General features: G+C 64.2%; 20 protein-coding genes. 10 read left to right on the top strand and 10 right to left on the bottom strand.

Annotated features, from left to right (window positions below; translation table 11 throughout):
- The first annotated feature begins 165 nt into the window (after positions 1-165).
- Positions 166-1,137 carry an FAD:protein FMN transferase gene (locus tag ACNFCI_RS07885; protein WP_368829508.1) on the top strand — a complete coding sequence of 324 codons (972 nt, stop codon included), beginning with the start codon at positions 166-168 and terminating at the stop codon, positions 1,135-1,137.
- 200 nt (positions 1,138-1,337) lie between these two features.
- Entirely contained in the window at positions 1,338-2,732 is a 1,395-nt protein-coding gene (gene sthA, locus ACNFCI_RS07880; protein ID WP_084858177.1) for a Si-specific NAD(P)(+) transhydrogenase, read from the top strand.
- A 42-nt stretch (positions 2,733-2,774) separates the two neighbouring features.
- Here sthA and ACNFCI_RS07875 read toward each other — a convergent pair whose 3' ends face one another.
- Both ACNFCI_RS07875 and ACNFCI_RS07870 read right to left on the bottom strand, forming a co-directional pair.
- A complete protein-coding gene (locus ACNFCI_RS07875; RefSeq protein ID WP_084858176.1) occupies positions 2,775-3,497 on the bottom strand; it encodes a glycerophosphodiester phosphodiesterase in 723 nt (240 codons plus the stop codon).
- Positions 3,498-3,527: 30 nt separating this feature from the next.
- Positions 3,528-4,112, bottom strand: coding sequence for a PilZ domain-containing protein (locus ACNFCI_RS07870; RefSeq protein ID WP_084858175.1), 585 nt, complete (start codon positions 4,110-4,112; stop codon positions 3,528-3,530).
- A 93-nt stretch (positions 4,113-4,205) separates the two neighbouring features.
- Here ACNFCI_RS07870 and ACNFCI_RS07865 point away from each other — a divergent pair, with 93 nt between their 5' ends.
- From ACNFCI_RS07865 to ACNFCI_RS07855, 3 genes are all read left to right on the top strand, one after another.
- A complete protein-coding gene (locus ACNFCI_RS07865) occupies positions 4,206-5,456 on the top strand; it encodes a lipoprotein-releasing ABC transporter permease subunit (protein ID WP_084858174.1) in 1,251 nt (416 codons plus the stop codon).
- Positions 5,457-5,463: 7 nt separating this feature from the next.
- Complete coding sequence (gene lolD, locus ACNFCI_RS07860; RefSeq protein WP_172403038.1) at positions 5,464-6,147, top strand: lipoprotein-releasing ABC transporter ATP-binding protein LolD; 684 nt, start codon at positions 5,464-5,466, stop codon at positions 6,145-6,147.
- Between the two features lie 61 nt (positions 6,148-6,208).
- On the top strand, positions 6,209-7,453 hold the full coding sequence (locus tag ACNFCI_RS07855) for a lipoprotein-releasing ABC transporter permease subunit (protein WP_084858195.1): 1,245 nt from the start codon (positions 6,209-6,211) through the stop codon (positions 7,451-7,453).
- A 125-nt stretch (positions 7,454-7,578) separates the two neighbouring features.
- Here the strand turns inward: ACNFCI_RS07855 and ACNFCI_RS07850 are convergent, their stop codons facing one another.
- On the bottom strand, positions 7,579-8,925 hold the full coding sequence (locus ACNFCI_RS07850; RefSeq protein WP_084858172.1) for a heavy metal sensor histidine kinase: 1,347 nt from the start codon (positions 8,923-8,925) through the stop codon (positions 7,579-7,581).
- Positions 8,922-9,602 (bottom strand): heavy metal response regulator transcription factor, encoded by a 681-nt coding sequence (locus ACNFCI_RS07845; RefSeq protein ID WP_084858171.1) that lies wholly within the window; start codon positions 9,600-9,602, stop codon positions 8,922-8,924. The genes ACNFCI_RS07850 and ACNFCI_RS07845 overlap by 4 nt, the downstream gene beginning before the upstream one ends.
- A 221-nt stretch (positions 9,603-9,823) precedes the next feature.
- Between ACNFCI_RS07845 and queF the strand changes: the two genes are divergently transcribed.
- A complete protein-coding gene (gene queF, locus ACNFCI_RS07840; protein WP_084858170.1) occupies positions 9,824-10,654 on the top strand; it encodes an NADPH-dependent 7-cyano-7-deazaguanine reductase QueF in 831 nt (276 codons plus the stop codon).
- Between the two features lie 38 nt (positions 10,655-10,692).
- Here queF and ACNFCI_RS07835 read toward each other — a convergent pair whose 3' ends face one another.
- Positions 10,693-10,956 carry a DUF4404 family protein gene (locus tag ACNFCI_RS07835; protein ID WP_084858169.1) on the bottom strand — a complete coding sequence of 88 codons (264 nt, stop codon included), beginning with the start codon at positions 10,954-10,956 and terminating at the stop codon, positions 10,693-10,695.
- Positions 10,957-11,079: 123 nt separating this feature from the next.
- Positions 11,080-11,643, bottom strand: a complete 564-nt coding sequence (locus ACNFCI_RS07830) for a phosphonoacetaldehyde phosphonohydrolase-related protein (protein ID WP_084858168.1) — start codon at positions 11,641-11,643, stop codon at positions 11,080-11,082.
- Positions 11,644-11,837: 194 nt separating this feature from the next.
- On the opposite strand from ACNFCI_RS07830, the gene ACNFCI_RS07825 reads away from it, so the two are divergent.
- The 3 genes from ACNFCI_RS07825 to rssC all read left to right on the top strand — a co-directional run bounded on the left by ACNFCI_RS07825 (position 11,838) and on the right by rssC (position 14,638).
- Complete coding sequence (locus ACNFCI_RS07825; protein WP_084858167.1) at positions 11,838-12,545, top strand: VacJ family lipoprotein; 708 nt, start codon at positions 11,838-11,840, stop codon at positions 12,543-12,545.
- A gap of 429 nt (positions 12,546-12,974) precedes the next feature.
- Positions 12,975-14,159: a two-component system response regulator RssB gene (gene rssB, locus ACNFCI_RS07820; RefSeq protein ID WP_084858166.1), complete on the top strand. Its 1,185-nt coding sequence runs from the start codon at positions 12,975-12,977 to the stop codon at positions 14,157-14,159.
- Positions 14,156-14,638 (top strand): anti-sigma factor antagonist RssC, encoded by a 483-nt coding sequence (rssC, locus tag ACNFCI_RS07815; RefSeq protein ID WP_016394629.1) that lies wholly within the window; start codon positions 14,156-14,158, stop codon positions 14,636-14,638. The genes rssB and rssC overlap by 4 nt, the downstream gene beginning before the upstream one ends.
- A gap of 153 nt (positions 14,639-14,791) precedes the next feature.
- On the opposite strand, the gene ACNFCI_RS07810 is transcribed toward rssC, so the two are convergent.
- The 4 genes from ACNFCI_RS07810 to ACNFCI_RS07795 all read right to left on the bottom strand — a co-directional run bounded on the left by ACNFCI_RS07810 (position 14,792) and on the right by ACNFCI_RS07795 (position 19,682).
- Positions 14,792-16,678 carry an alkaline phosphatase D family protein gene (locus tag ACNFCI_RS07810; protein WP_416767771.1) on the bottom strand — a complete coding sequence of 629 codons (1,887 nt, stop codon included), beginning with the start codon at positions 16,676-16,678 and terminating at the stop codon, positions 14,792-14,794.
- A gap of 195 nt (positions 16,679-16,873) precedes the next feature.
- Entirely contained in the window at positions 16,874-17,800 is a 927-nt protein-coding gene (gene tal, locus ACNFCI_RS07805) for a transaldolase (protein ID WP_084858164.1), read from the bottom strand.
- Between the two features lie 122 nt (positions 17,801-17,922).
- Positions 17,923-18,933 (bottom strand): tRNA dihydrouridine(20/20a) synthase DusA, encoded by a 1,011-nt coding sequence (gene dusA, locus ACNFCI_RS07800; RefSeq protein ID WP_368829507.1) that lies wholly within the window; start codon positions 18,931-18,933, stop codon positions 17,923-17,925.
- A 422-nt stretch (positions 18,934-19,355) separates the two neighbouring features.
- Positions 19,356-19,682: a hypothetical protein gene (locus ACNFCI_RS07795; RefSeq protein WP_172403037.1), complete on the bottom strand. Its 327-nt coding sequence runs from the start codon at positions 19,680-19,682 to the stop codon at positions 19,356-19,358.
- A 17-nt stretch (positions 19,683-19,699) separates the two neighbouring features.
- On the opposite strand from ACNFCI_RS07795, the gene ACNFCI_RS07790 reads away from it, so the two are divergent.
- Positions 19,700-20,332 (top strand): hypothetical protein, encoded by a 633-nt coding sequence (locus ACNFCI_RS07790; RefSeq protein WP_416767769.1) that lies wholly within the window; start codon positions 19,700-19,702, stop codon positions 20,330-20,332.
- The last annotated feature ends 301 nt before the right edge of the window (positions 20,333-20,633 follow it).

The raw sequence follows: 20,633 nt of genomic DNA, 5'->3' as shown, positions 1-20,633 counted from the left end.
GCCTTGCGCCGCGAAAGGGCTGCGCGGCAGCCCCTGCGACTCCGGCAAGAGTAGGGGCCGCTGTGCGGCCCTTTCGCGGCGCAAGGCCGCTCCTACAAGGGGCGTGCAGGCGGCTGGACAATCGAGAGATCGAGTTTGCGCGTACTTCTATTACTGTTCATCCTGATGTCCCTTGGTGCCTGCGACCCAGTCCCGACTCTGGAACGCCTGGGCGGCCCGACCATGGGTAGCAGCTACAGCATCCAGTATGTCCGCGACCCTGGCGGCCCGTCGTCAATGGAGGTGCGGGAAGCCGTCGATGCGATCCTCGGTGACATCGACGAGCACTACTCGACCTACCGTGGCGACTCCACCGTCAGCCGGTTCAACCAGCTGCCAGCCAACCGCTGCCTGGCGCTGCCGGCGGACATGCTGGCGTTGGTCGGCTTCGGTCAGCACCTGGCCGAACAGAGCGAGGGGGCCTTCGACCTTACCGTCGAGCCGTTGCTCGACCTGTGGGGCTTCGGCCCCCAAGCCCGGCAGGCGCAGGTGCCCGACCCGCTGCAGCTGGCCCAGGCACGCCAGCGCGTCGGCTACCGGCACCTGCGTATCGAGGGCGGTGCCTTGTGCAAGGACGCCCCGGTGGAACTGGACTTCAACAGCATCGCCGCAGGCCACGCCGTGGACCTGATCGCCGAACGCCTGCAGGCGATGGGCGTCAGCCATTTTCTCGTCGAGGCCACCGGCGAGCTCAAGGCCGTGGGCAACAAACCCGACGGCAGCCCGTGGCGGGTCGCCCTGGAATTGCCCCGCGAAGACCGCCAGGTCGCCCGCCAGGTGATCGCCGTGGATGGCCTGGCCGTGTCGACCTCGGGTGACTATCGCCACTATTTCGAGGACAATGGCCGGCGCTATTCGCACACCTTCGATGCCCGCCTGGGGCGTCCGGTCGAACACGACCTGGCTGCGGTCACCGTGCTCGATGCCTCGGCGCTGCAGGCCGACGGCTACTCGACGCTGCTGTTGATCCTCGGCGCTGAGCAGGGCTGGGATTTCGCCATGGCCCACGGTATTGCCGCGGTGCTGGTGACCCGGGCCGAGGGTGGCTTCGTCTCCCGTGCTACGCCTGCGTTCGAGCAGGCGTTGAAAGGCAGGTGAAAGCGCAAGCACGGATGATCGTCGCCAGGGCCGGTGAATGACATGTAGTGTGGTCAAAATTGGCCTACGACGCGACCAAGGGTTAATGTGCGCGGCGTTCACGCTTGATTAGACTGCACCCGAATTTTCTCATGGCGCCCCGGCGACATGATCGCGCCCCGCGGCCACCCGGCCGGCGGGCCAGTTCTGAAGGAGTACGCATGGCTGTCTACAACTACGACGTAGTGGTGCTGGGTTCCGGCCCGGCCGGAGAAGGTGCGGCAATGAATGCCGCCAAAGCAGGGCGCAAGGTGGCGATGGTCGACAGCCGTCGCCAGGTCGGCGGCAACTGCACCCACCTGGGCACCATTCCGTCCAAGGCACTGCGTCACTCGGTGCGGCAGATCATGCAGTTCAACACCAACCCGATGTTCCGCGCCATCGGCGAGCCGCGCTGGTTCTCCTTCCCCGATGTGCTCAAGAGCGCCGAGAAGGTGATCTCCAAGCAGGTGGCCTCGCGTACCGGCTACTATGCGCGCAACCGCGTCGATGTGTTCGTCGGCACCGGCAGCTTCGCTGACGAGCAGACCATCGAAGTGGTCTGCTCCAATGGCGTGGTCGAGACCCTGGTGGCCAAGCACATCATTATCGCCACCGGTTCGCGCCCATACCGCCCGGCCGATATCGACTTCCACCACCCGCGCGTCTACGACAGCGACACCATCCTCAGCCTGAGCCACACCCCGCGCAAGCTGATCGTCTACGGTGCCGGGGTGATCGGCTGCGAATACGCATCGATCTTCAGCGGCCTGGGCGTGCTGGTGGAGCTGGTGGACAACCGTGGCCAGCTGTTGAGCTTCCTGGATTCGGAAATCTCCCAGGCGCTGAGCTACCACTTCAGCAACAACAACATCACCGTACGCCACAACGAGGAGTACGACCGGGTCGAAGGTTTGGACAACGGGGTGATCCTGCACCTGAAGTCGGGCAAGAAGATCAAGGCCGACGCCTTGCTATGGTGCAACGGCCGTACCGGCAACACCGACAAGCTGGGCCTGGAGAACATCGGCATCAAGGTCAACAGCCGTGGCCAGATCGAGGTCGACCAGGCCTACCGCACCAGCGTACCGAACATCTATGGTGCCGGTGACGTGATCGGCTGGCCGAGCCTGGCCAGCGCCGCCCACGACCAGGGCCGTTCGGCCGCTGGCAGCATCGTCGACAATGGCAGCTGGCGTTTCGTCGATGACGTGCCGACCGGTATCTACACCATTCCGGAAATCAGCTCGATCGGCAAGAACGAGCAGGAGCTGACCCAGGCCAAGGTGCCGTACGAAGTGGGCAAGGCCTTCTTCAAGAGCATGGCCCGCGCGCAGATCGCCGGCGAGCCCCAGGGCATGCTGAAGATCCTGTTCCACCGCGAGACCCTGGAGATCCTCGGCGTGCACTGCTTCGGCTACCAGGCCTCGGAGATCGTTCACATCGGCCAGGCGATCATGAACCAGCCAGGTGAACAGAACAACCTGAAGTACTTCGTCAACACCACTTTCAACTACCCGACCATGGCCGAAGCCTATCGGGTAGCGGCCTACGACGGCCTGAACCGGCTTTTTTGAGCGGCTCCGGCCGGTGGCCTGAGCCGGTCGGGGAGTCCGGGTTCAGCCCTTCCCAAGGGTGGTCATGGCCAAACCGGGAAAGTCTGTAATCAGGCTGTCTACGCCAAAGTCGGCGAGCCGGCGCATCAGCGCCGGTTCGTTGACCGTCCACACCGATACGTGCAACCCCTGGCGCTGGGCCTTGAGCAGGCGCTCGGGGGTGCACAGTGTCCAGTTCAAGGCCAGCATGTCACAGCTGTAGTTCTGGGCGACCTTCAACGGGTCGAGCCAGGCGTATTCGGCCACCAGCCCGCGGGACACGTCCGGTACCAGCTCCAGTGCGGCGCCGAGCACTTCGCGGGAGCTCGAGGTGATGGTTACCTTGTCGAGCAGGCCGTATTGCTGAGCCAGCTCGCGAATGGCCAATACGGTACTGGCGGCGCGGGTGCGCGAGGCACTCTTGACCTCCAGTTGCCAGTGCTCGAAGGCACATTTCTCGAACAGTTCCTCCAGCCGCGGGACAGGGCAGGGCTGCACCCAGCCCGGGCCGCCTTTGCGCGCATCGTAGGTGACCAGCTCGGCGGCGGTGTGCTCGACCACCTTGCCGCGTCGACCGGTAGTGCGCTTGAGGCTGGGGTCGTGGATCACCATCAGCTCGTTGTCGGCTGACAGGTGCAGGTCCAGCTCGCAGCGATTGACGCCGTGGGACAGGCACTGACGGAAGCTGGTCAGGGTGTTTTCGGGTGCTTCGCCCTTGGCGCCGCGATGGCCATAGATCAGGGTCACGTTCGTTCCTTCAAATCAGAGTGGATAGGCTCAGGAGGCGGGGGCGTTCTGTTCCAGCGCCTGGCGCCGCTGTTGTTGCTGGCGCTGCAGGATGTAGCGGGCCAGTAACTGGCGCTGGGCGTCGGTCATGTCGATGAATTCGCTGCCGACCTCGTAATGGCCGTCCGGGCGCCGGTCGCAGTGGGTGACCCGGGCACGCAGCAGCAGGCCCAGGGCGCGGGGCATCAGCACCATCTTCACGGCCACGCGGGTACCGGTGGCGAGCGGGGTCGCCTGGGCGAACTCGATGCCGCCTTCGGAGAGAATGACCGGCTGCGGCTGCCCGATTTCGCCCAGCAGGGCTTGGGCCATCACCGCGCTGAGCAGGTCGAGGCGTTTGTTCTGCACCCGCAGGAATGCCGCCAGGGTGCGGTCCTTTTCGCTGAGCTGGCGCATCAGGTGCTGGGATTCGAAGTCGGCAAGGTGCAGTTCGCTGAGCAGGTTGAACAGCGGTGAAGCATCTTGCAACAGGTCTGTTTCCAGGGCTTCGGCCGCGCCCAGGGGGCTGATTTCAAGTGCGATACTGTCTTCGATGCGGTAGTATTCGCGGCGATCTTCTTCGTCTAGTGTCGTCATGGCGAACCCATGGTTACGGCGGTGGTCCGAGTGTAAAGCCGCTGCAGGCGCCCTGCCACAAGGACGTTCCCTTTCATCCGAACAAGCCCCGACATGTTCAGACCTCTTTTCGTATTCATCGGTACGCGTTATACCCGTGCCAAGCGTCGCAACCACTTCGTCTCGTTCATTTCGCTGACTTCGATGATCGGCCTCGCCCTTGGCGTGGTGGTGATGATCGTGGTGCTGTCGGTCATGAACGGTTTCGACCACGAGATGCGTACCCGCGTGCTGGGCATGATCCCTCACGCCACGCTGGAAAGCGGCCAGCCGCTGGACGACTGGCCGGCCCTCGCCCAACAAGTAAAGCAGAATCCTCAAGTGCTTGCGGTGGCGCCCTTCACCCAAATGCAGGGGTTGCTGACCCATGACGGCAAGGTGCAGAAGGTACTGCTCAACGGCATCGACCCTGCGCGCGAGCGCGAGGTGTCGATCATCGACAACTTCATCCGCGACGGCAGCCTCGACAAGCTGGCGCCGGGCGAGTGGGGCATCATGATCGGCGACAAGGCCGCGGCCAAGCTGGGCGTGGGCATCGGCGACAAGCTGACCTTCGTCGCCCCGGAGGTCAGCGTGACCCCGGCCGGCATGTTCCCGCGCATGAAGCGCTTCACCGTGGTCGGCACCTTCCATGTCGGTGCCGGTGAGATCGACGGCTACCTGGGCCTGACCAACATCAACGACCTCTCGCGCTTGCACCGCTGGAAGGCCGACCAGGTCCAGGGCCTGCGGCTGAAGTTCGATGACCTGTTCCAGGCCCCGCGGGTGGCCTGGAACATCGCCCAGAACCTGGGCGAGCAGGAATTCTATGCCCGCGACTGGACCCGCACCCACGGCAACCTGTACCAGGCGATCCGCATGGAGAAGGCCATGATCGGCCTGCTGCTGCTGCTGATCGTGGCGGTGGCGGCGTTCAACATCATTTCCACCCTGGTGATGGTGGTCAACGACAAGCGGGGCGACATCGCCATCCTGCGTACCCTGGGCGCTACCCCGGCGCAGATCATGGCCATCTTCATGGTCCAGGGCACGGTGATCGGCGTGGTCGGTACCCTGATCGGCGCCGTGGTCGGGATCTTCGCGGCGCTCAATGTCAGTGCGGTGATCGCCGGCATCGAGAAACTGATCGGGCACAAGTTCCTGAATGCCGATGTGTATTTCATCGATTACCTGCCGTCGCAGATCCAGGCCCAGGACGTGTACATGGTCTGTGGTGCGGCGCTGGTCCTGAGTTTCTTCGCCACCCTGTACCCGGCCTGGCGTGCGGCCCGCACCCAGCCTGCAGAGGCGCTACGTTATGAGTGAGTCGCGCATGAGTGATAAAGCCGTATTGAGTTGCCGCAACCTGGGCAAGTCCTACGAGGAAGGCCCGGAGTCTGTGCAGGTGTTGTCGGGCTTGAACCTGGAGCTGCACGCCGGTGAGCGGGTGGCCATCGTCGGCAGCTCCGGCTCCGGCAAGAGCACCTTGCTCAACCTGTTGGGCGGCCTCGACACGCCGACCCAGGGCAGTGTGTGGCTGGCCGGCGAGGAGCTGTCGGCCCTCGGCGAGCGGGCCCGTGGCCTGCTGCGCAACCGCGCCTTGGGCTTCGTGTACCAGTTCCATCACCTGCTGCCGGAGTTCACTGCCCTTGAGAACGCCTGCATGCCGCTGCTGATCGGCCGTACGCCGATCCCGGAGGCCCGCGAGCGTGCCGAGGCGCTGCTCAAGCGGGTGGGCCTGGGCCATCGCCTGAACCACAAGCCGGCCGAGCTGTCCGGCGGTGAGCGCCAGCGCGTGGCGATCGCCCGTGCCCTGGTCAATCGCCCGGGTTTGGTGATGCTCGACGAGCCCACCGGCAACCTAGACCACCATACCGCCCAGGGTATCCAGGAGTTGATGCAGGAGTTGTCCAGCTCGTCCCAGACAGCCTTCCTGGTGGTGACCCACGACCTCAACCTGGCACGCCAGATGGACCGGGTCCTGCGCCTGGAAGACGGCCACCTGGTGCCGATCTGAGCCGCTCGCACGCGGCGGCAGGAGCCGCTGCGTAACTCTTTTTCATTGGGTGTTCTCGTACATGTTCAGACCCTTGCCCTTGTTCATCGGTGCCCGCTACACCCGTGCCAAGCGCCGTAACCATTTCATCTCGTTCATCTCCATGACCTCGATGATCGGCCTGTCCCTGGGCGTGCTGGCGATGATCGTGGTGCTCTCGGTGATGAACGGATTCCAGCGCGAAATGAGCTCGCGCATCCTCGGCCTGGTGCCCCATGCCAGCATCCTTGGCGTGCAGCCGCTGGATGACTGGCGCAAGGTCGCCGATAGCGCGCTGAAGAACCCAGCCGTGATGGCCGCCGCGCCGCTGACCGAAATGGAAGGCATGCTGTCCTATAAGGGCGCCATGCAGCCGATCCAGGTCAGCGGTATCGACCCGGCCGAGGAAGGCAATGTCTCCATCGTCGGCCAGCATATCGTCCAGGGGCGGTTGCAGGACCTGGTGCCGGGCGAGTATGGCGTGGTGATCGGCGAGCTGACGGCCCGGCGTTTCCGCCTCAATACCGGTGACAAGCTGACCCTGATCGTTCCTGAGATCAGCAAGGCGCCAGGTGGCATCACACCGCGCATGCAGCGCCTGACCGTGGTCGGCATCTTCAAGGTGGGGGCCGAGCTGGATGGTTCGCAGGCCTATATACACGTGGCCGATGCCGGTGAGATGCAGCGTTGGGCGCCGGGCAGTGTGCAGGGCGTGCGCCTGAAGCTGCACGACCTGTATGCCGCGCCGCAGGTGTCCAAGGCGATCGCCGCAGGCCTGGGCGATGCCTACCGTGCCGATGACTGGTCCCACACCCAGGGCAGCCTGTTCAGTGCCATGAAGATGGAAAAGACCATGATCGGCCTGCTGCTGATGATGATCATCGCCGTGGCGGCCTTCAACATCATCGCCACCCTGGTGATGGTGGTGAACGACAAGGGTTCGGACATCGCCATCCTGCGCACCATCGGCGCCACGCCGGCGCAGATCATGGGGACCTTCATGGTCCAGGGTTCCTTGATCGGTATCGTCGGCACCCTGGTCGGCGGTGTGCTGGGCGTGGTCGCTGCGTTCAATGTCAGCCAGATCGTCGGCTGGCTGGAGCGGGTCAGCGGGCAGCATATCTTCACCTCCGACGTGTACTTCATCAGCAGCCTGCCGTCGGAGCTGCAGTGGGGCGACGTGGCGATCATCTGCACGGCGGGGCTGGTGATGAGCTTCCTGGCGACGATCTACCCGGCGTATCGGGCGTCCCAGGTGGAGCCGGCGATGGCGTTGCGTTACGAGTGACGTTCCAGGGCCGCTTTGCGGCCCATCGCAGGCTCCGCCAGCTTCCCACAGGTACGATGGTGTCTTTGAAAACAGCGCAGGGCAGGTGGGAGCCGGCTTGCCGGCGATGGGGCGCGCAGAGGCCTCTATTCGGGTAGCTCGATGACAAACCGCGTCCAACCTTCCACGCACTCGGCGCGAATGGTTCCACCATGCGCCTGGATGATCGAACGGGTGATCGCCAGGCCCAGCCCCGCATGCTCGCTGCTGCCTTCCCGGCGCGCGGGGTCGGCGCGGTAGAAGCGGTCGAACAGGCGCGGCAGCATGGCCGGTGCGATCGCAGGGCCCGTATTGGCGACGGTGATCTGTGTGCCGGGCACCAGCGTCACACGAATCTCCCCGCCGTTTGGCGTGAAGCGCAGCGCGTTGTCCAGCAGGTTGGACAGCGCTCGGCGCAGCATGTGCCGGTCGCCTTCGAGCCTCGCCTGGCCTTCACGCAGCAACTGCACCTCGGCGTCCTCGGCCAAGGGCGCATAGTACTCAAGCAGTGCATCCAGCTCCTGGGCCAGGTCCAGGGCCTCGCGGTTGGGCATGAGCAGGCCATGGTCGGCCTTGGCCAGGTACAGCATGTCGTTGACCAGTTGCGCCATCCATTGCAGCTCTTCCAGGTTGCCGTGCAGCGCTTCGCGGTACTCCTCGAGGCTGCGTGGGCGGGTGAGGGTGACCTGGGTATGGGTCAGCAGGTTGGACAGGGGCGTGCGCAGTTCGTGGGCGATGTCGGCGGAAAACGCCGAGAGGCGCTGGAAGGCATCGTCCAGTCGCTGCAGCATGGCATTGACCGTGTCGGCCAGCTCCGCCAGCTCCTCGGGCATCTGCGCCACCGGCAGGCGGGTGGTGAGGGAGCGTGCGTTGACGCTGGCGGCCACTTCGCCCATCTGCCGCAAGGGGCGTAGCCCACGGCGCGCAGCCCAGGCACCGAGCAGGGCGGTGGCCAGGGCCGACAGGCCGACTGTCAGCCAGATCAGGCGCTGCATGCCCTGCAAAAAATGCTGGTGATGGGTGATGTCGAGGAACAGGGTCAGTTGCCCTGCGCTTGGGTTTTGCTCGTCCAGGCGGGTCGAAAGGCTGCGGTAGTCGATGCCGTCGGCATGCAGGGTCGCCAGGCCCGAATGGCGGGGCGCCTCGGGTAGGTCGGTGCGGCTGTCGTACCACACCACGCCATCGGCGCCACGAATGCGCAGGGCCAGGTCGGCCTGGTGGCTCAGCTCGTTGCGCAGCGCCGGCAGCCGTTGCGCCAGCGCGTCGGGACTGGCCACGCCGTCGAGCAGCGCGCGCATCAGCGACAGGCGGCTGCCGAGCAATTGCTGGTCCAGCTCGATGAAGTGCCGTTCGCTGGCCCGGCTGAACAGCAGCCCGGCGCTCAGCGAAACGGCTGCGGTGCAGGCAGCGAACAGTAGGGCCAGGCGCCCGCCAAGGGACAAGCGACGCATCAATCCTGACGCTCCTCGAGCACGTAGCCCATGCCACGCACGGTGTGGATCAGCTTGTTGGCATGGCCGTCGTCGATCTTCAGGCGCAGGCGACGGATCGCCACTTCGATGACATTGGTGTCGCTGTCGAAATTCATGTCCCATACCTGCGAGGCGATCAGCGATTTGGGCAGCACCTCGCCCTGGCGACGCAGCAGCAGTTCGAGCAGGGCGAACTCCTTGGCGGTCAGGTCGATACGCTGCCCGTCGCGGTCGGCGCGGCGGCGGATCAGGTCCAGGCGCAGGTCGGCCAGGCCCAGTGTGGTGTCCTGGTTGGGGCTGGTGCCGCGGCGCAACAGGGTGCGGACCCGCGCCAGCAGCTCGGAGAAGGCGAAAGGCTTGACCAGGTAGTCGTCGGCGCCCAGTTCCAGGCCGTGCACCCGATCTTCGACGGCATCGCGTGCGGTGAGGAACAGTACTGGCGTATCCAGGCCGGCCTGGCGGACGGCCTGGAGGATCTGCCAGCCATTGCGTCCCGGCAGCATCACATCGAGGATCAACAGGTCATGGTCGCCGCTCAGGGCCAGGTGCTGGCCGGTGTCCCCATCGCTGGCCAGCTCCGTGGCGAAGCCCGCTTCGCTCAGGCCCTGGCACAGGTACTGGCCGGTCTTGGCCTGGTCTTCGACGATCAGCAGTTTCATGGTGTCCCTTGTGCTGGAAGGTGAGGGCAGTGAGTACCGGGCAAATGATACGTGACCCAGGGCCTGCCGGGCGAAGCTGACGGCGTTGTAATGCGGCTGTCAGCCAGCGGCCAGCCGCGCTTGGTCGCCTGGTGGGGGGCACCGGGCGACGCCAGTGCCAAGGCAGGCGTTAAAAACGGTAGACTAGGGCCATTCGAAACTTCCGTATCCAGGTCAGGTCCATGCATCCCGCCGCCGAACATTCCCCGCTGGGTAAGTCCAGCGAGTACATCGCCACCTACACCCCTTCGCTGCTGTTCCCCATCCCGCGTACGGCCAAATGGGCCGAGCTGGGTGTCACGGCCCAGACCTTGCCCTGGCAGGGCGTGGACTACTGGAACTGCTTCGAGCTGTCCTGGCTGCTGCCTTCGGGCAAGCCGGTGGTGGCCATTGGCGAATTTGCCATCCCGGCCGACTCGCCGAACATCATCGAGTCCAAGTCGTTCAAGCTGTACCTCAATTCGCTGAACCAGACGACGTTTGCCTCGGTCGGCGAGCTGCAGGCCTGCCTGGAGAAGGACTTGTCCGCCGCTGCCGGCAAGCCGGTGGGCGTTCGGGTTCGCAGCCTGGGTGAAGTCGAGGCCCAGGGCGTGGTAGCCCTGCCTGGCCAGTGCATCGATGTCCTGGATGTAAGCATCAGCAATTACGAACAGCCCCAGCCGGAGCTGCTGCACTGCGACGCGCAGCGTGTGGTCGAGGAAACCGTTCACAGCCACTTGCTCAAGTCCAACTGCCCGGTGACCGGCCAGCCGGACTGGGGAAGCGTGGTGGTGCAATACAAGGGCCTGGCTCTGGATCATGCCAGCCTGCTGAGCTACCTGGTGAGCTTCCGCCAGCATGCCGACTTCCATGAGCAGTGCGTCGAGCGCATCTACCTGGACCTGCTGCGCCTGCTCAAGCCTGAGCATTTGACCGTATATGCACGCTATGTGCGCCGTGGCGGCCTGGACATCAACCCGTACCGCAGCACCGGGGCGATCAGCCCAGGCAACCAGCGGCTGGTTCGTCAGTAAGCGGGGGGCCGCTGTGCGGCCCCAGGACAGATGAAGGGTCAGATCCCCATGCTGTGCAGGCTGTTGGCGATGTTGCGCAGGATGGCGGTCAGGTCGGGGTGGTCTGCTTCGAAGCGCTCGACGGCCGAGTTGACACCATCGACCAGGTTGGTGTCCTGGGTGGCTTCCTCTAGTTTGATCTGGGCTTCGATCTGCTGCATCAGTGCATGCAGATGCTCGCGCTCTTCCAGCGAGAGCGGCGGGTTGCGTTCCAGTTGCTCGCGCAGGCTCTCGAGTTGCTCTTGCAGTTCGCGGGCAGGCATTGGGTGTTCTCCCTCTATGGCTTGGCAAGGCATGGACCTTCGCAACGGGGCAAAGGTTCTGGCCTGTCTTCAAGCGTAATCCACCGGCGGGCGCTTTGCATGATCCGCGTCAACTAGGCCGTATCAGGGTTTTTCACCCTTGCGCCGGCGCAGGGCGATATCGGCAAGGCAGGTGTCCAGGGCCTCCAGGTGGTCGATCACCGAGTGTACGCCCAGGCCGAACAATGCCAGGGTCGCCTTGCCACGCGCCAGTTCCCGTTCCTGCTCGGTCATGGCCTGCCACTGGCTGGAGCTGGGGTCGCACTCAGGGTTGCTGCCAGCCAGGCCGACCGTCCACAACCCGGCGTTGAGGCCCGCTTGCAACAGGCGTGGTTGGCCGCTGACCAGCACGCAGCCCTCCAGGCGTTCGCTTCGCAGAGCCATCAGCGCCTGCCAGCAGGCATTCGGTGCCGGCAAGGGGCAGCCGTTGACCAGATGCCCGGGCAGCCAGTCTGGCAGCACGGCGGCCAGGCGCTTGCCCTGGCTTGGGCTTACGTCGTCGAGCCAGATACAGGGCACGCGCTGGCGCTGCAGGTTGGACAGGGTGTCGAGGGCACCCGGCAAGGGCTGGGCGGCGGCGCCCACGGGTTGGACCAGGCAACCACGCAGCCCGAAGAGCACGGCGGTGAAGTCGGATGCATCGAGCATTGGCAACGTCCCTGAAATAGCCCGCAGGCTAGGTCGGCTGTGTTACCGCGGGATGACACTGCAACAGTTGTTCACATAATCTTGAATAAAAATGTGTAAGGCTGTTTATCAGCCAATCAGCATTTATACTGGCGTCTTAGTTACGCAGCGCCCAGCGGGGCGTTGCGGCCGTGAAATCCGATGGAGAAACATCTATGCGTAGGATCGGTGCCGGTGTGATCGAGCGAGTCACCCAGGCCTGTGTCTGCGCCAGCTTGTTGCTGGCGCCTGTGGCAGCCACCCAGGCGGCCACCGAGGAGGATCCCTGGGAGGCGGTCAACCGACCGATCTTCAAGTTCAACGATACCCTCGACACCTATGCCCTCAAGCCGTTGGCCAAGGGCTACCAGGCGGTCACCCCGCAGTTCCTCGAAGATGGCATCCACAACATCTTCCGCAACCTGGGCGATGTCACCAACCTGGTGAACGATGTGCTGCAGCTCAAGCCGCACGCCGCCGGCGTCGATACCGCGCGCCTGATCGTCAACACCACCTTCGGCCTGGGTGGCTTCTTCGATGTCGGCACCAAGATGGGGCTGCAGCGCAACGACGAGGACTTCGGCCAGACCCTGGGCTACTGGGGCGTGGGCAGCGGCCCGTACGTGGTCATTCCGTTCCTTGGCCCAAGTACCGTGCGCGATGGCCTGGCCAAGTACCCGGACACCTATACCCGGCCTTACCGCTACATCGACCACGTGCCGACGCGCAACTCGATCTTCGCCCTGGACGTGATCGACACCCGGGCCGACCTGTTGTCGGCAGAGAAGCTGATCAGCGGCGACAAGTACGTCTTCATTCGTAATGCCTACCTGCAGAACCGTGAGTTCCGCGTCAAGGATGGCGAAGTCGAAGACGACTTCTGATTGTAGAGTCGCAGCGCAGCCTGATGGTGGTTCATGGCCATTCAGTCAGGAAATTCGTCGTGATGGGCTGCTATGCAGCCCATTGCGAGATGAGCCCGCACCCACAGGACGGCGCCAATTCCGAGCCCTCCGAGGGCCACAGGCGGTGCTGTTCACGCCTGGCTTCCATCCATTCGGATCGCACCAGGTCGCTTTCTTATAACTTCCGGTCATTTGCCTTATAACGGTGCAGGCAACTCGACCCTTGCATGCTTGAAACGCCTGGCGGATGGGAGTACCGTCTGCGCCTTACAGGGTACCTCTGCAAGTTGCCGGGCTTGTTTTCTTGTCCTACAACTCAAGTAGAGTGATGCCACACAGTATTCCAGTAGCGCCGCGGCCACCTTGCCGACGCCGCTACACCAACCCAATCCGGCGCCGTTCGCCCACATGCAGAAAACCAGTGCAACGCTGCTGATCATCGATGACGACGACGTGGTCCGTGCCAGCCTCGCCGCCTATCTGGAAGACAGTGGCTTCAGCGTCCTCCAGGCCGGCAATGGCCAGCAGGGGCTCCAGGTCTTCGAAGAACACCAGCCCGACCTCGTGATCTGCGATTTGCGCATGCCGCAAATGGGCGGCCTCGAACTGATCCGTCGGGTGAGCGAGCGCGCGCCGCAACTGCCGGTGATCGTGGTCTCCGGCGCGGGTGTCATGAACGATGCGGTCGAGGCCTTGCGCCTGGGCGCCGCCGACTACCTGATCAAGCCCCTGGAAGACCTCGCCGTGCTCGAGCATTCGGTGCGTCGCGCCCTCGACCGCTCGCGCCTGGTGCTCGAGAACCAGCGCTACCGGGACAAGCTCGAGGCGGCCAACCGTGAGCTGGAAGCCAGCCTGCACCTGCTGCAGGAGGACCAGAACGCCGGTCGCCAAGTGCAGATGAACATGCTGCCGGAAAGCCCGTGGGTGGCCGGTGACCTGTCGTTCGAGCACCAGATCATCCCGTCGCTCTACCTGTCGGGCGATTTTGCCGACTACTTCCGCGTGGATGAGCGGCGTATCGCCTTCTACCTGGCGGACGTGTCCGGCCATGGCGCCTCGTCGGCGTTCGTCACGGTGCTGCTCAAGTTCATGACCACCCGGCTGTTGTTCGAATTCAAGCGCAGCAACAGGATGCGCGAGTTCAAGCCCTCGCAGGTGCTCAGCCACATCAACCGTGGGCTGATCAACTGCAAGCTGGGCAAGCATGTGACCATGGTCGGCGGGGTGATCGACGAGGACACCGGGTTGATGACCTACAGCGTCGGCGGCCATTTGCCGCTGCCGGTGCTCTATACCCCTGGTCAGGCTCGCTACCTGGAGGGCCGTGGCCTGCCGGTGGGGCTGTTCGAGGAGGCCAGCTACCAGGACCAGGTGCTGGAGCTGCCGCCGAGCTTCAGCCTGAGCCTGATGTCCGATGGCATTCTGGACCTTTTGCCAGGGGATACACTCAAAGATAAGGAAGCGACCTTGCCGGAAATCGTCAAGGACGCAGGGGGCAGCCTGGACGGGCTGCGCCAACGATTCGAATTGGCTACGCTTGGGGAGATGCCGGATGATATCGCCCTATTGGTGTTGAGCAGGAACCTTGAATGAGTACCGGTAGAATCCAGTTCGCCGAGCAGAGCGGGACCTTCGTCCTGAAGTTTGTCGGTGAAGTGCGCCTGACCCTGTGCTCGGCGCTGGATGCGACGATCGAAAAGATCTTCACTGCGCTGAACTTCTCGGCCATCGTCATCGACCTGACCGAGACCGAGAGCATCGACAGCACCACCCTTGGCCTGCTGGCCAAGCTATCCATCCTGTCCCGGCAGAAGGTCGGGCTGTTGCCGACCGTGGTCACCACCAACCCGGACATTTCCCGGTTGCTGCAATCGATGGGCTTCGACCAGGTGTTCAACATCGTCGACCGCCCGGTGCCGTGCCCGGAGTGCCTGACCGACCTGCCGTCCCAGGACCAGAACGAGGATGTGGTGCGCTCGAAGGTGCTTGAGGCACACAAGATCCTCATGGGCCTGAACGACTCCAACCGCGAGGCGTTCCATGACTTGGTGAATGCCCTGGAGCGGACCTGATCCGTGCCTGTCCCGACGCTTGCGCGGGTAAACCCGCTCCCACGGGAGCCATACACGCTTAAGGCGGACGGGACCAGGACCAGGCTATCCCTGTGGGGGCGGGTTTAACCGCGAAGCGGTCAGTAAAGGCCGTACAAAACCCACCAGCCGCAGTTACGTTGGCCGCGTAAACTCCGTCGCCTCATCCCCATCGGCGCTCAACTGAAACACCCGCGCTGGCCGCCCCTGCTCATCGAACCACACCTGCCCCAGCCCTGCACCATTCCACAGCCGTTCCCCCGCCTGGCTGCGGCTGGGCGTGCGCGGCACCACCTCCATTTGCCGGCGCTTGGTGAACCAGTTGAGCGGCGAGCGGGGCGCGTAGAGCCAGCGGTTCAGGCGGTCGAGTACGTCCAGCAGGCGCTTGGGGAACTGGTTCTTGATACCGCTGCTGGTGATCTGCCAGAGGTGCGGGCTGCGCTGGCGATGACGGATCAGCACTTCATAGACGAACGAGTAATGCACATCACCCGAAAGGATCACGTAATGCCCTGGCGTGCGCGAGTGGCGGAAGATGTTGAGGATCACCTGGGCCGCCCCCCGGTGGGCCATCCAGTTCTCGGCATCCACCAGCAGCGGGTGGCCCAGCCAGCTGAACACGCGCTGTACCGTCTCGATCAGCTTCACGCCGAAGATCGGCGCCGGGGACACGATGATCGCCGATGGGTGATCGAGCAGCGCCTGCTGCAGTTCGCTCAGGGCTTCCCAATCCAGCAGGCCGGAGGGTTTCTTCAGGCTGCTCTCACTGCGCCAACGGCGGGTGCGCGTGTCGAGCACCAGCAGCGGCGGGGTGCTGGGCAGGTTGAACTGCCAGCCCTGGAAGCGCAGTAGCTGGTCGATCAGTGCATCCTGGGCTGGGCGGTCCAGGTGCCCTTGCAGGGCCTGTTCGCCCAGGGCCTTGCTGCGCTCGACCAGTGGCCGGCAGCTATCCGGGTCGTTGCCCCAGCCCTGGCAGAGCAGGTAGCCCAGCAGTGCATTGCCGATGATCCGGCGGGAGAAGGGGTGGCCGTAGGCGGTTTCCTCCCATTGCGCCGACAGGTTCCAGTCGTCGGTGATGTCGTGGTCATCGAAGATCATCAGGCACGGCAGGTGGGCCATGACCCGCGCCACCTGGCCGAGGTCCGCCGCAAACGCTTCGATCAGCGGCAGCTCCTGGCGGTAGCGGGCCTGGCGCTTGTCGGTGAGGCCCGCAGGCATGTCCAGGCGCACCAGCTGCCAGGGTGTTGGCGACCAGACCAGCAGGTACATGGCCATGACTTCGGCGAAGGTCACCAGGTGATTGTCGGCGTTGCTGCTGGAGAAGATCGGCTTGCGCTTGCCCCCGAAGAAGCGTTCGCGCAAGGTCTCGTTGCTCTCCTGGGCGGGTAGCAGGTCGGCGCGGTGGTAGTAGCAGGCCGGGTGGCGATACAGCTCGGCGCTGTCTTTGACCAGGGCGCCTTCAAGGGTTTCCTGGAACAGGCCCAGGCGCGCCACGAGCCCGTGGATGGCCCGCAACATGGGCCCCGCAACATCGTCGGCATACACCTGGTCGCCACTCATCAGCAGCAGCGCGGGGCGCTCCTGGGGCTGCTGGCACTGTTCCAGCAAGCGGTCGGCGCAGAGCAGGCCATCGGCAGCCGGGTGATGGGGCTTGCGGCAGGAGCCGTGAAGCAACTGGTCGACGCGCTCGCGCAGCACGAAATCCGGCCGTTGCTGGCCTGGGTAGAGCAGGTGCGGCGCCCAGCTGGCGATGCCTTGGGCGTCGCCCAGCAGCAGGTCGTATCCGATCGCCAGGTTACACGGCAGCGGCTGGTCGAAACGGATGTCCAGCAGGTGCACGAACGCATGCGTACCGATCGGCACCACCTTGCAATGCAGGTTGGTCGTGATGCTTGGGCAATCGAGGACGAATTCAGGGCGAAGCGGTTGCGTGGCGACCAGCCAGATGGCCAGGCGCTGGGGTTCCAGGCGGCGCAGTACGGGGCCGGCGAGCACGAGGGGGAGCGGAGCGTCGATTGCCATTGATCCTGTGGTGTCTGCTCTATCCAATCGCGGGGCAAGCCCGCTCCCACAAGGTTGGCGCCAGCCCTGTAGGAGCGGGCTTGCCCCGCGATTGCGTCGGTCGTGTCATGGAGAAAGCGCGGTAGCAGCCTCTCCCAACGAAAACGGGCGGAAAATGCTCGGCATTTCCCGCCCGCCGGGCAAGCCAGATTTGTATCAGGCCTTTTCAGCCATCAACGCTTCGAGCTTCTCCTGGTCCCGGGCGAACTGGCGAATACCTTCGGCCAGCTTCTCGGTGCCCATGGCATCCTCGTTCATCGCCCAACGGAACTGGCTTTCGCTCAAGTGCTGCTTGGCTTCACCGGCCTTGCCCGGCTGGAGTACGCGGGGCAGTTGGCCCTGGTCGTCGCTCAGCTGTTGCAGCAGTTCGGGGCTGATGGTCAGGCGGTCGCAGCCGGCCAATTGCTCGATCTGGCCGATGTTGCGGAAGCTCGCGCCCATGACCACGGTGTCGTAGCCATTGGCCTTGTAGTAGTTGTAGATGCGCGTCACCGACTGCACGCCCGGGTCTTCGGCGCCGACGTATTCCCTGCCGGTGCTCTTCTTGTACCAGTCGTAGATGCGGCCCACGAACGGCGAGATCAGGAACACCCCGGCGTCGGCGCAAGCCTGGGCCTGGGCGAAGGAGAACAGCAGAGTCAGGTTGGTCTGGATGCCTTCCTTTTCCAGCTTCTCGGCGGCGCGGATGCCTTCCCAGGTAGAGGCCAGCTTGATCAGCACGCGATCACGCGGAACGCCGGCCTTTTCGTACAGCTCGATCAACTGGCGGGCCTTGGCCAGCAGGGCAGGTTCGTCGAACGACAGGCGCGCATCCACTTCAGTGGAGATGCGCCCTGGGATGACCTTGAGAATGCCCGAGCCCACCGCCACGGCGAACTGGTCGCAGGCCAGGTCCACATTGCCCTTGGCATCGCGCTTCACCTGCTTGAGCAGGTCCGCGTAACCCGGGATCGCCGCTGCCTTGAGCAGCAGCGAGGGGTTGGTGGTGGCGTCGACCGGCTTGAGGCGGGTGATGGCGTCCAGGTCCCCGGTGTCGGCGACCACGGTGGTGAACTGCTTGAGTTGTTCCAGCTTGGAGGTCATGGGCGTGCTCTGTCCTGTGCAATGACTCGACATTACCCGAGCCCCGACGGCCACTCAAGGGCCGGCGGGGCAGGTCGGGCGAGGGAATGAAGGTTCGAGTCGAAAGCGCGCCCGGGGTTCCGTCAGCGGCCCTGCAGCAGCTCGGCGGCCTGGTCGAGCACGGCCAGTGGGTCCTGGGCCTTGTGGATGTCCGCCGACAGCAGCTGGCGGAAGCGCCGCGCCCCCGGGAAGCCCTGGCCCAGCCCGAGGATGTGGCGGGTGATGTGATGGATGGCGCCGCCGCTTTGCATGTGCGCGACGATATAGGGACGCAGCTGCGCCATCGCGTCGCTGCGGCTGACGATCGGCGCATCGCTGCCGAACAGCTGCTGGTCCACTTCGGCCAGCAGGTACGGGTTGTGGTACGCCTCGCGGCCCAGCATCACGCCATCGAAGGTCGCAAGGTGCGCGTGGCATTCCTCCAACGTCTTGATGCCGCCGTTGAGCACCAGCTCCAGGTCCGGGAAGTCGGCCTTCAACTGCGCCGCCACGTCATAGCGCAGCGGCGGGATCTCGCGGTTCTCCTTGGGCGACAGGCCTTCGAGGATGGCGATGCGCGCATGCACGGTGAAGCTGCGGCAACCGGCATCACGCACCTGGCCGACGAAGTCGCACAGCTCGGCATAGCTGTCGCGGCCATTGATGCCGATGCGGTGCTTGACCGTGACCGGAATGCCCACCGCATCACGCATGGCCTTGACGCAATCGGCCACCAGCGCCGGGTGGCCCATCAGGCAGGCACCGATCATGTTGTTCTGCACCCGGTCGCTGGGGCAGCCGACATTGAGGTTGACCTCGTCGTAGCCTGCCTCCTCCGCCAGCCGCGCACAGGCCGCCAGCTCCGCCGGCACACTGCCGCCCAATTGCAGGGCGAGCGGGTGCTCGGACACGTCATGGCGCAGGAAACGCTGGGCATCGTTGTGCAGCAGCGCGCCGGTGGTGACCATCTCGGTGTAGAGCAGGGTGTGCTTGGAGAGCAGGCGCAGGAAGAACCGGCAGTGACGGTCGGTCCAGTCCATCATGGGGGCAACGCTGAAGCGGCGGGAGGGCTCAGTACGTGCAGCGGCGGGCTTGGTGGCTGATTCTGGGAGCATTTGGCTAGGTGTTTCCGTACCGATTCCGGCGGGGCGCATGTGTAATGGCCGCTCGCGGCACGGTAGTGTCAGGGAAAAGAGGCGGTAGTTTACCAGATTGCAGGGGCTTCGCCTGGGAGCGCTGGAGCAGGGACGACGAAGCGCGCGAAATTTTCGATGACCCAGAGCCTTCTACAAAGGCGCGATCATGGCCAGAACACCCTGATGACATCAGGCCGATTACCAACCAGATGCCTACGATCACCGCCCCACCCCAGCGACCACATCGGCCGGACACGTCAAGTGACCTGGCAAACGCCAGTAACAGTGTTGGACGCCGCTGCTCGGACAATCAGGCCATAGTTTCCAGGGTGTGCTGACGGCTTGCCGGTATAGGCTCGCATGACCGTCGGTCGCTCCGGTTCACCAGCGGGTGGATTCGGTCATGTTTTTGTACGATGATTTTCGTATCTACAAGGAAGGCTATGAACAATGGCTTCAGGAAGGCCAAGCGCGATGTGATCGCGGCGCTTGAAACAGGTGACTACCTGCACGTGTCGCGGGGCGATATCGAGGTCAAGAACTTGCTTGCGACAGGAGAGGTGACGGTGTAGGAGGTGGCTGGCATCGTTCGCGCATGCAACGGCACCCATCATCACAGCAGCCCCCACCATGCTGTCGCGCATATCGATGTGCATGTGCTCAAGCGGCATGGTTGGTACATCAAGTTCTATTTCATCGAACCAGACACCTGGTTCATCAGCGTACATCGATGAGTATCCAGATCATGAAGATCCTTTTCGAAGGCGACACCGGTACGGCGCTCTGCGAGCGTTGCCAGGCGGTGGTCCAGACCCGTTACCTGCGCCGCGACGTGCCGTTCAGCGATGGCCAGGGGCAGGCCAGGGATATCCTGGTGGGCGTCTGCACCGGCTGCGACACGGTGGTGGCCATTCCGCCGCAGTCCACGCCGGCGATACGCGAGGCGCGCAAGCAGCAGCTCAAGTCCATCGAAGCGCGGTTGCCCGCGGTTTACCTGGATGTCCTGGATGCGGCCATGCATGTCGTGAGCGGCGACGCCGGTGCCCATTTGCGCAAGTTGTTCCTCGGGCATTACTTCCAGATGCTGGCCCAGGGTTGCCAGGGAGAGGGCCTGCAGCCGGCTCATGAGGTGTTCGCGTGTGAGTTGGCGGAGCAGTTGCAGGGGCGCAGGCTGGCGTCTTCCGGTTCGACCCGGCGGTTGTCGATGAAGGTCAACCCGCATGTGGCCGAGGATTTTCTGACGTTGCAGCAGCAGAGCCACATGAGCCAGACGGATGTGCTCAAGGCGGTGATCGCGCGGATCCAGGCGGATGTACTGCAAGGGCAGGACCCTGGGGTGATTCGCACCCTGCGGGGACTGATGCGGCTTGCGGGCTGATGAATTGAGCGTCGGCTATTTGGGTCAAGCCCGCTCCCAGGGGCAGCGCTAGCCACTCGTTCCCCACGGCAGTCCATCCTGAACGGCTGGGTCATCGTCCATAGGATTCATGACAGCAGTATGCTCCTGTCATTGCTCTTGCTCTTGCTCTTGCTCTTGCTCTTGCTCTTGCTCTTGCTCTTGCTCTTGCTACGCGATAGCCCAGGCGCCGCCAATCGCGACGTCAGGAGGCCGAGTGGAAGCCTTGCGCAGGTGGGTGCCAGGCATGGATGCCTGGCAAGCGGCGCAGGGCCATGGATGG

The organism is Pseudomonas sp. NY15356, from assembly GCF_048068175.1.
GTDB lineage: Bacteria > Pseudomonadota > Gammaproteobacteria > Pseudomonadales > Pseudomonadaceae > Aquipseudomonas > Aquipseudomonas putida_K.
The sequence above is the reverse complement of the archived record's forward strand: the minus strand, read 5'-3'. Positions and strand labels throughout refer to the sequence as shown.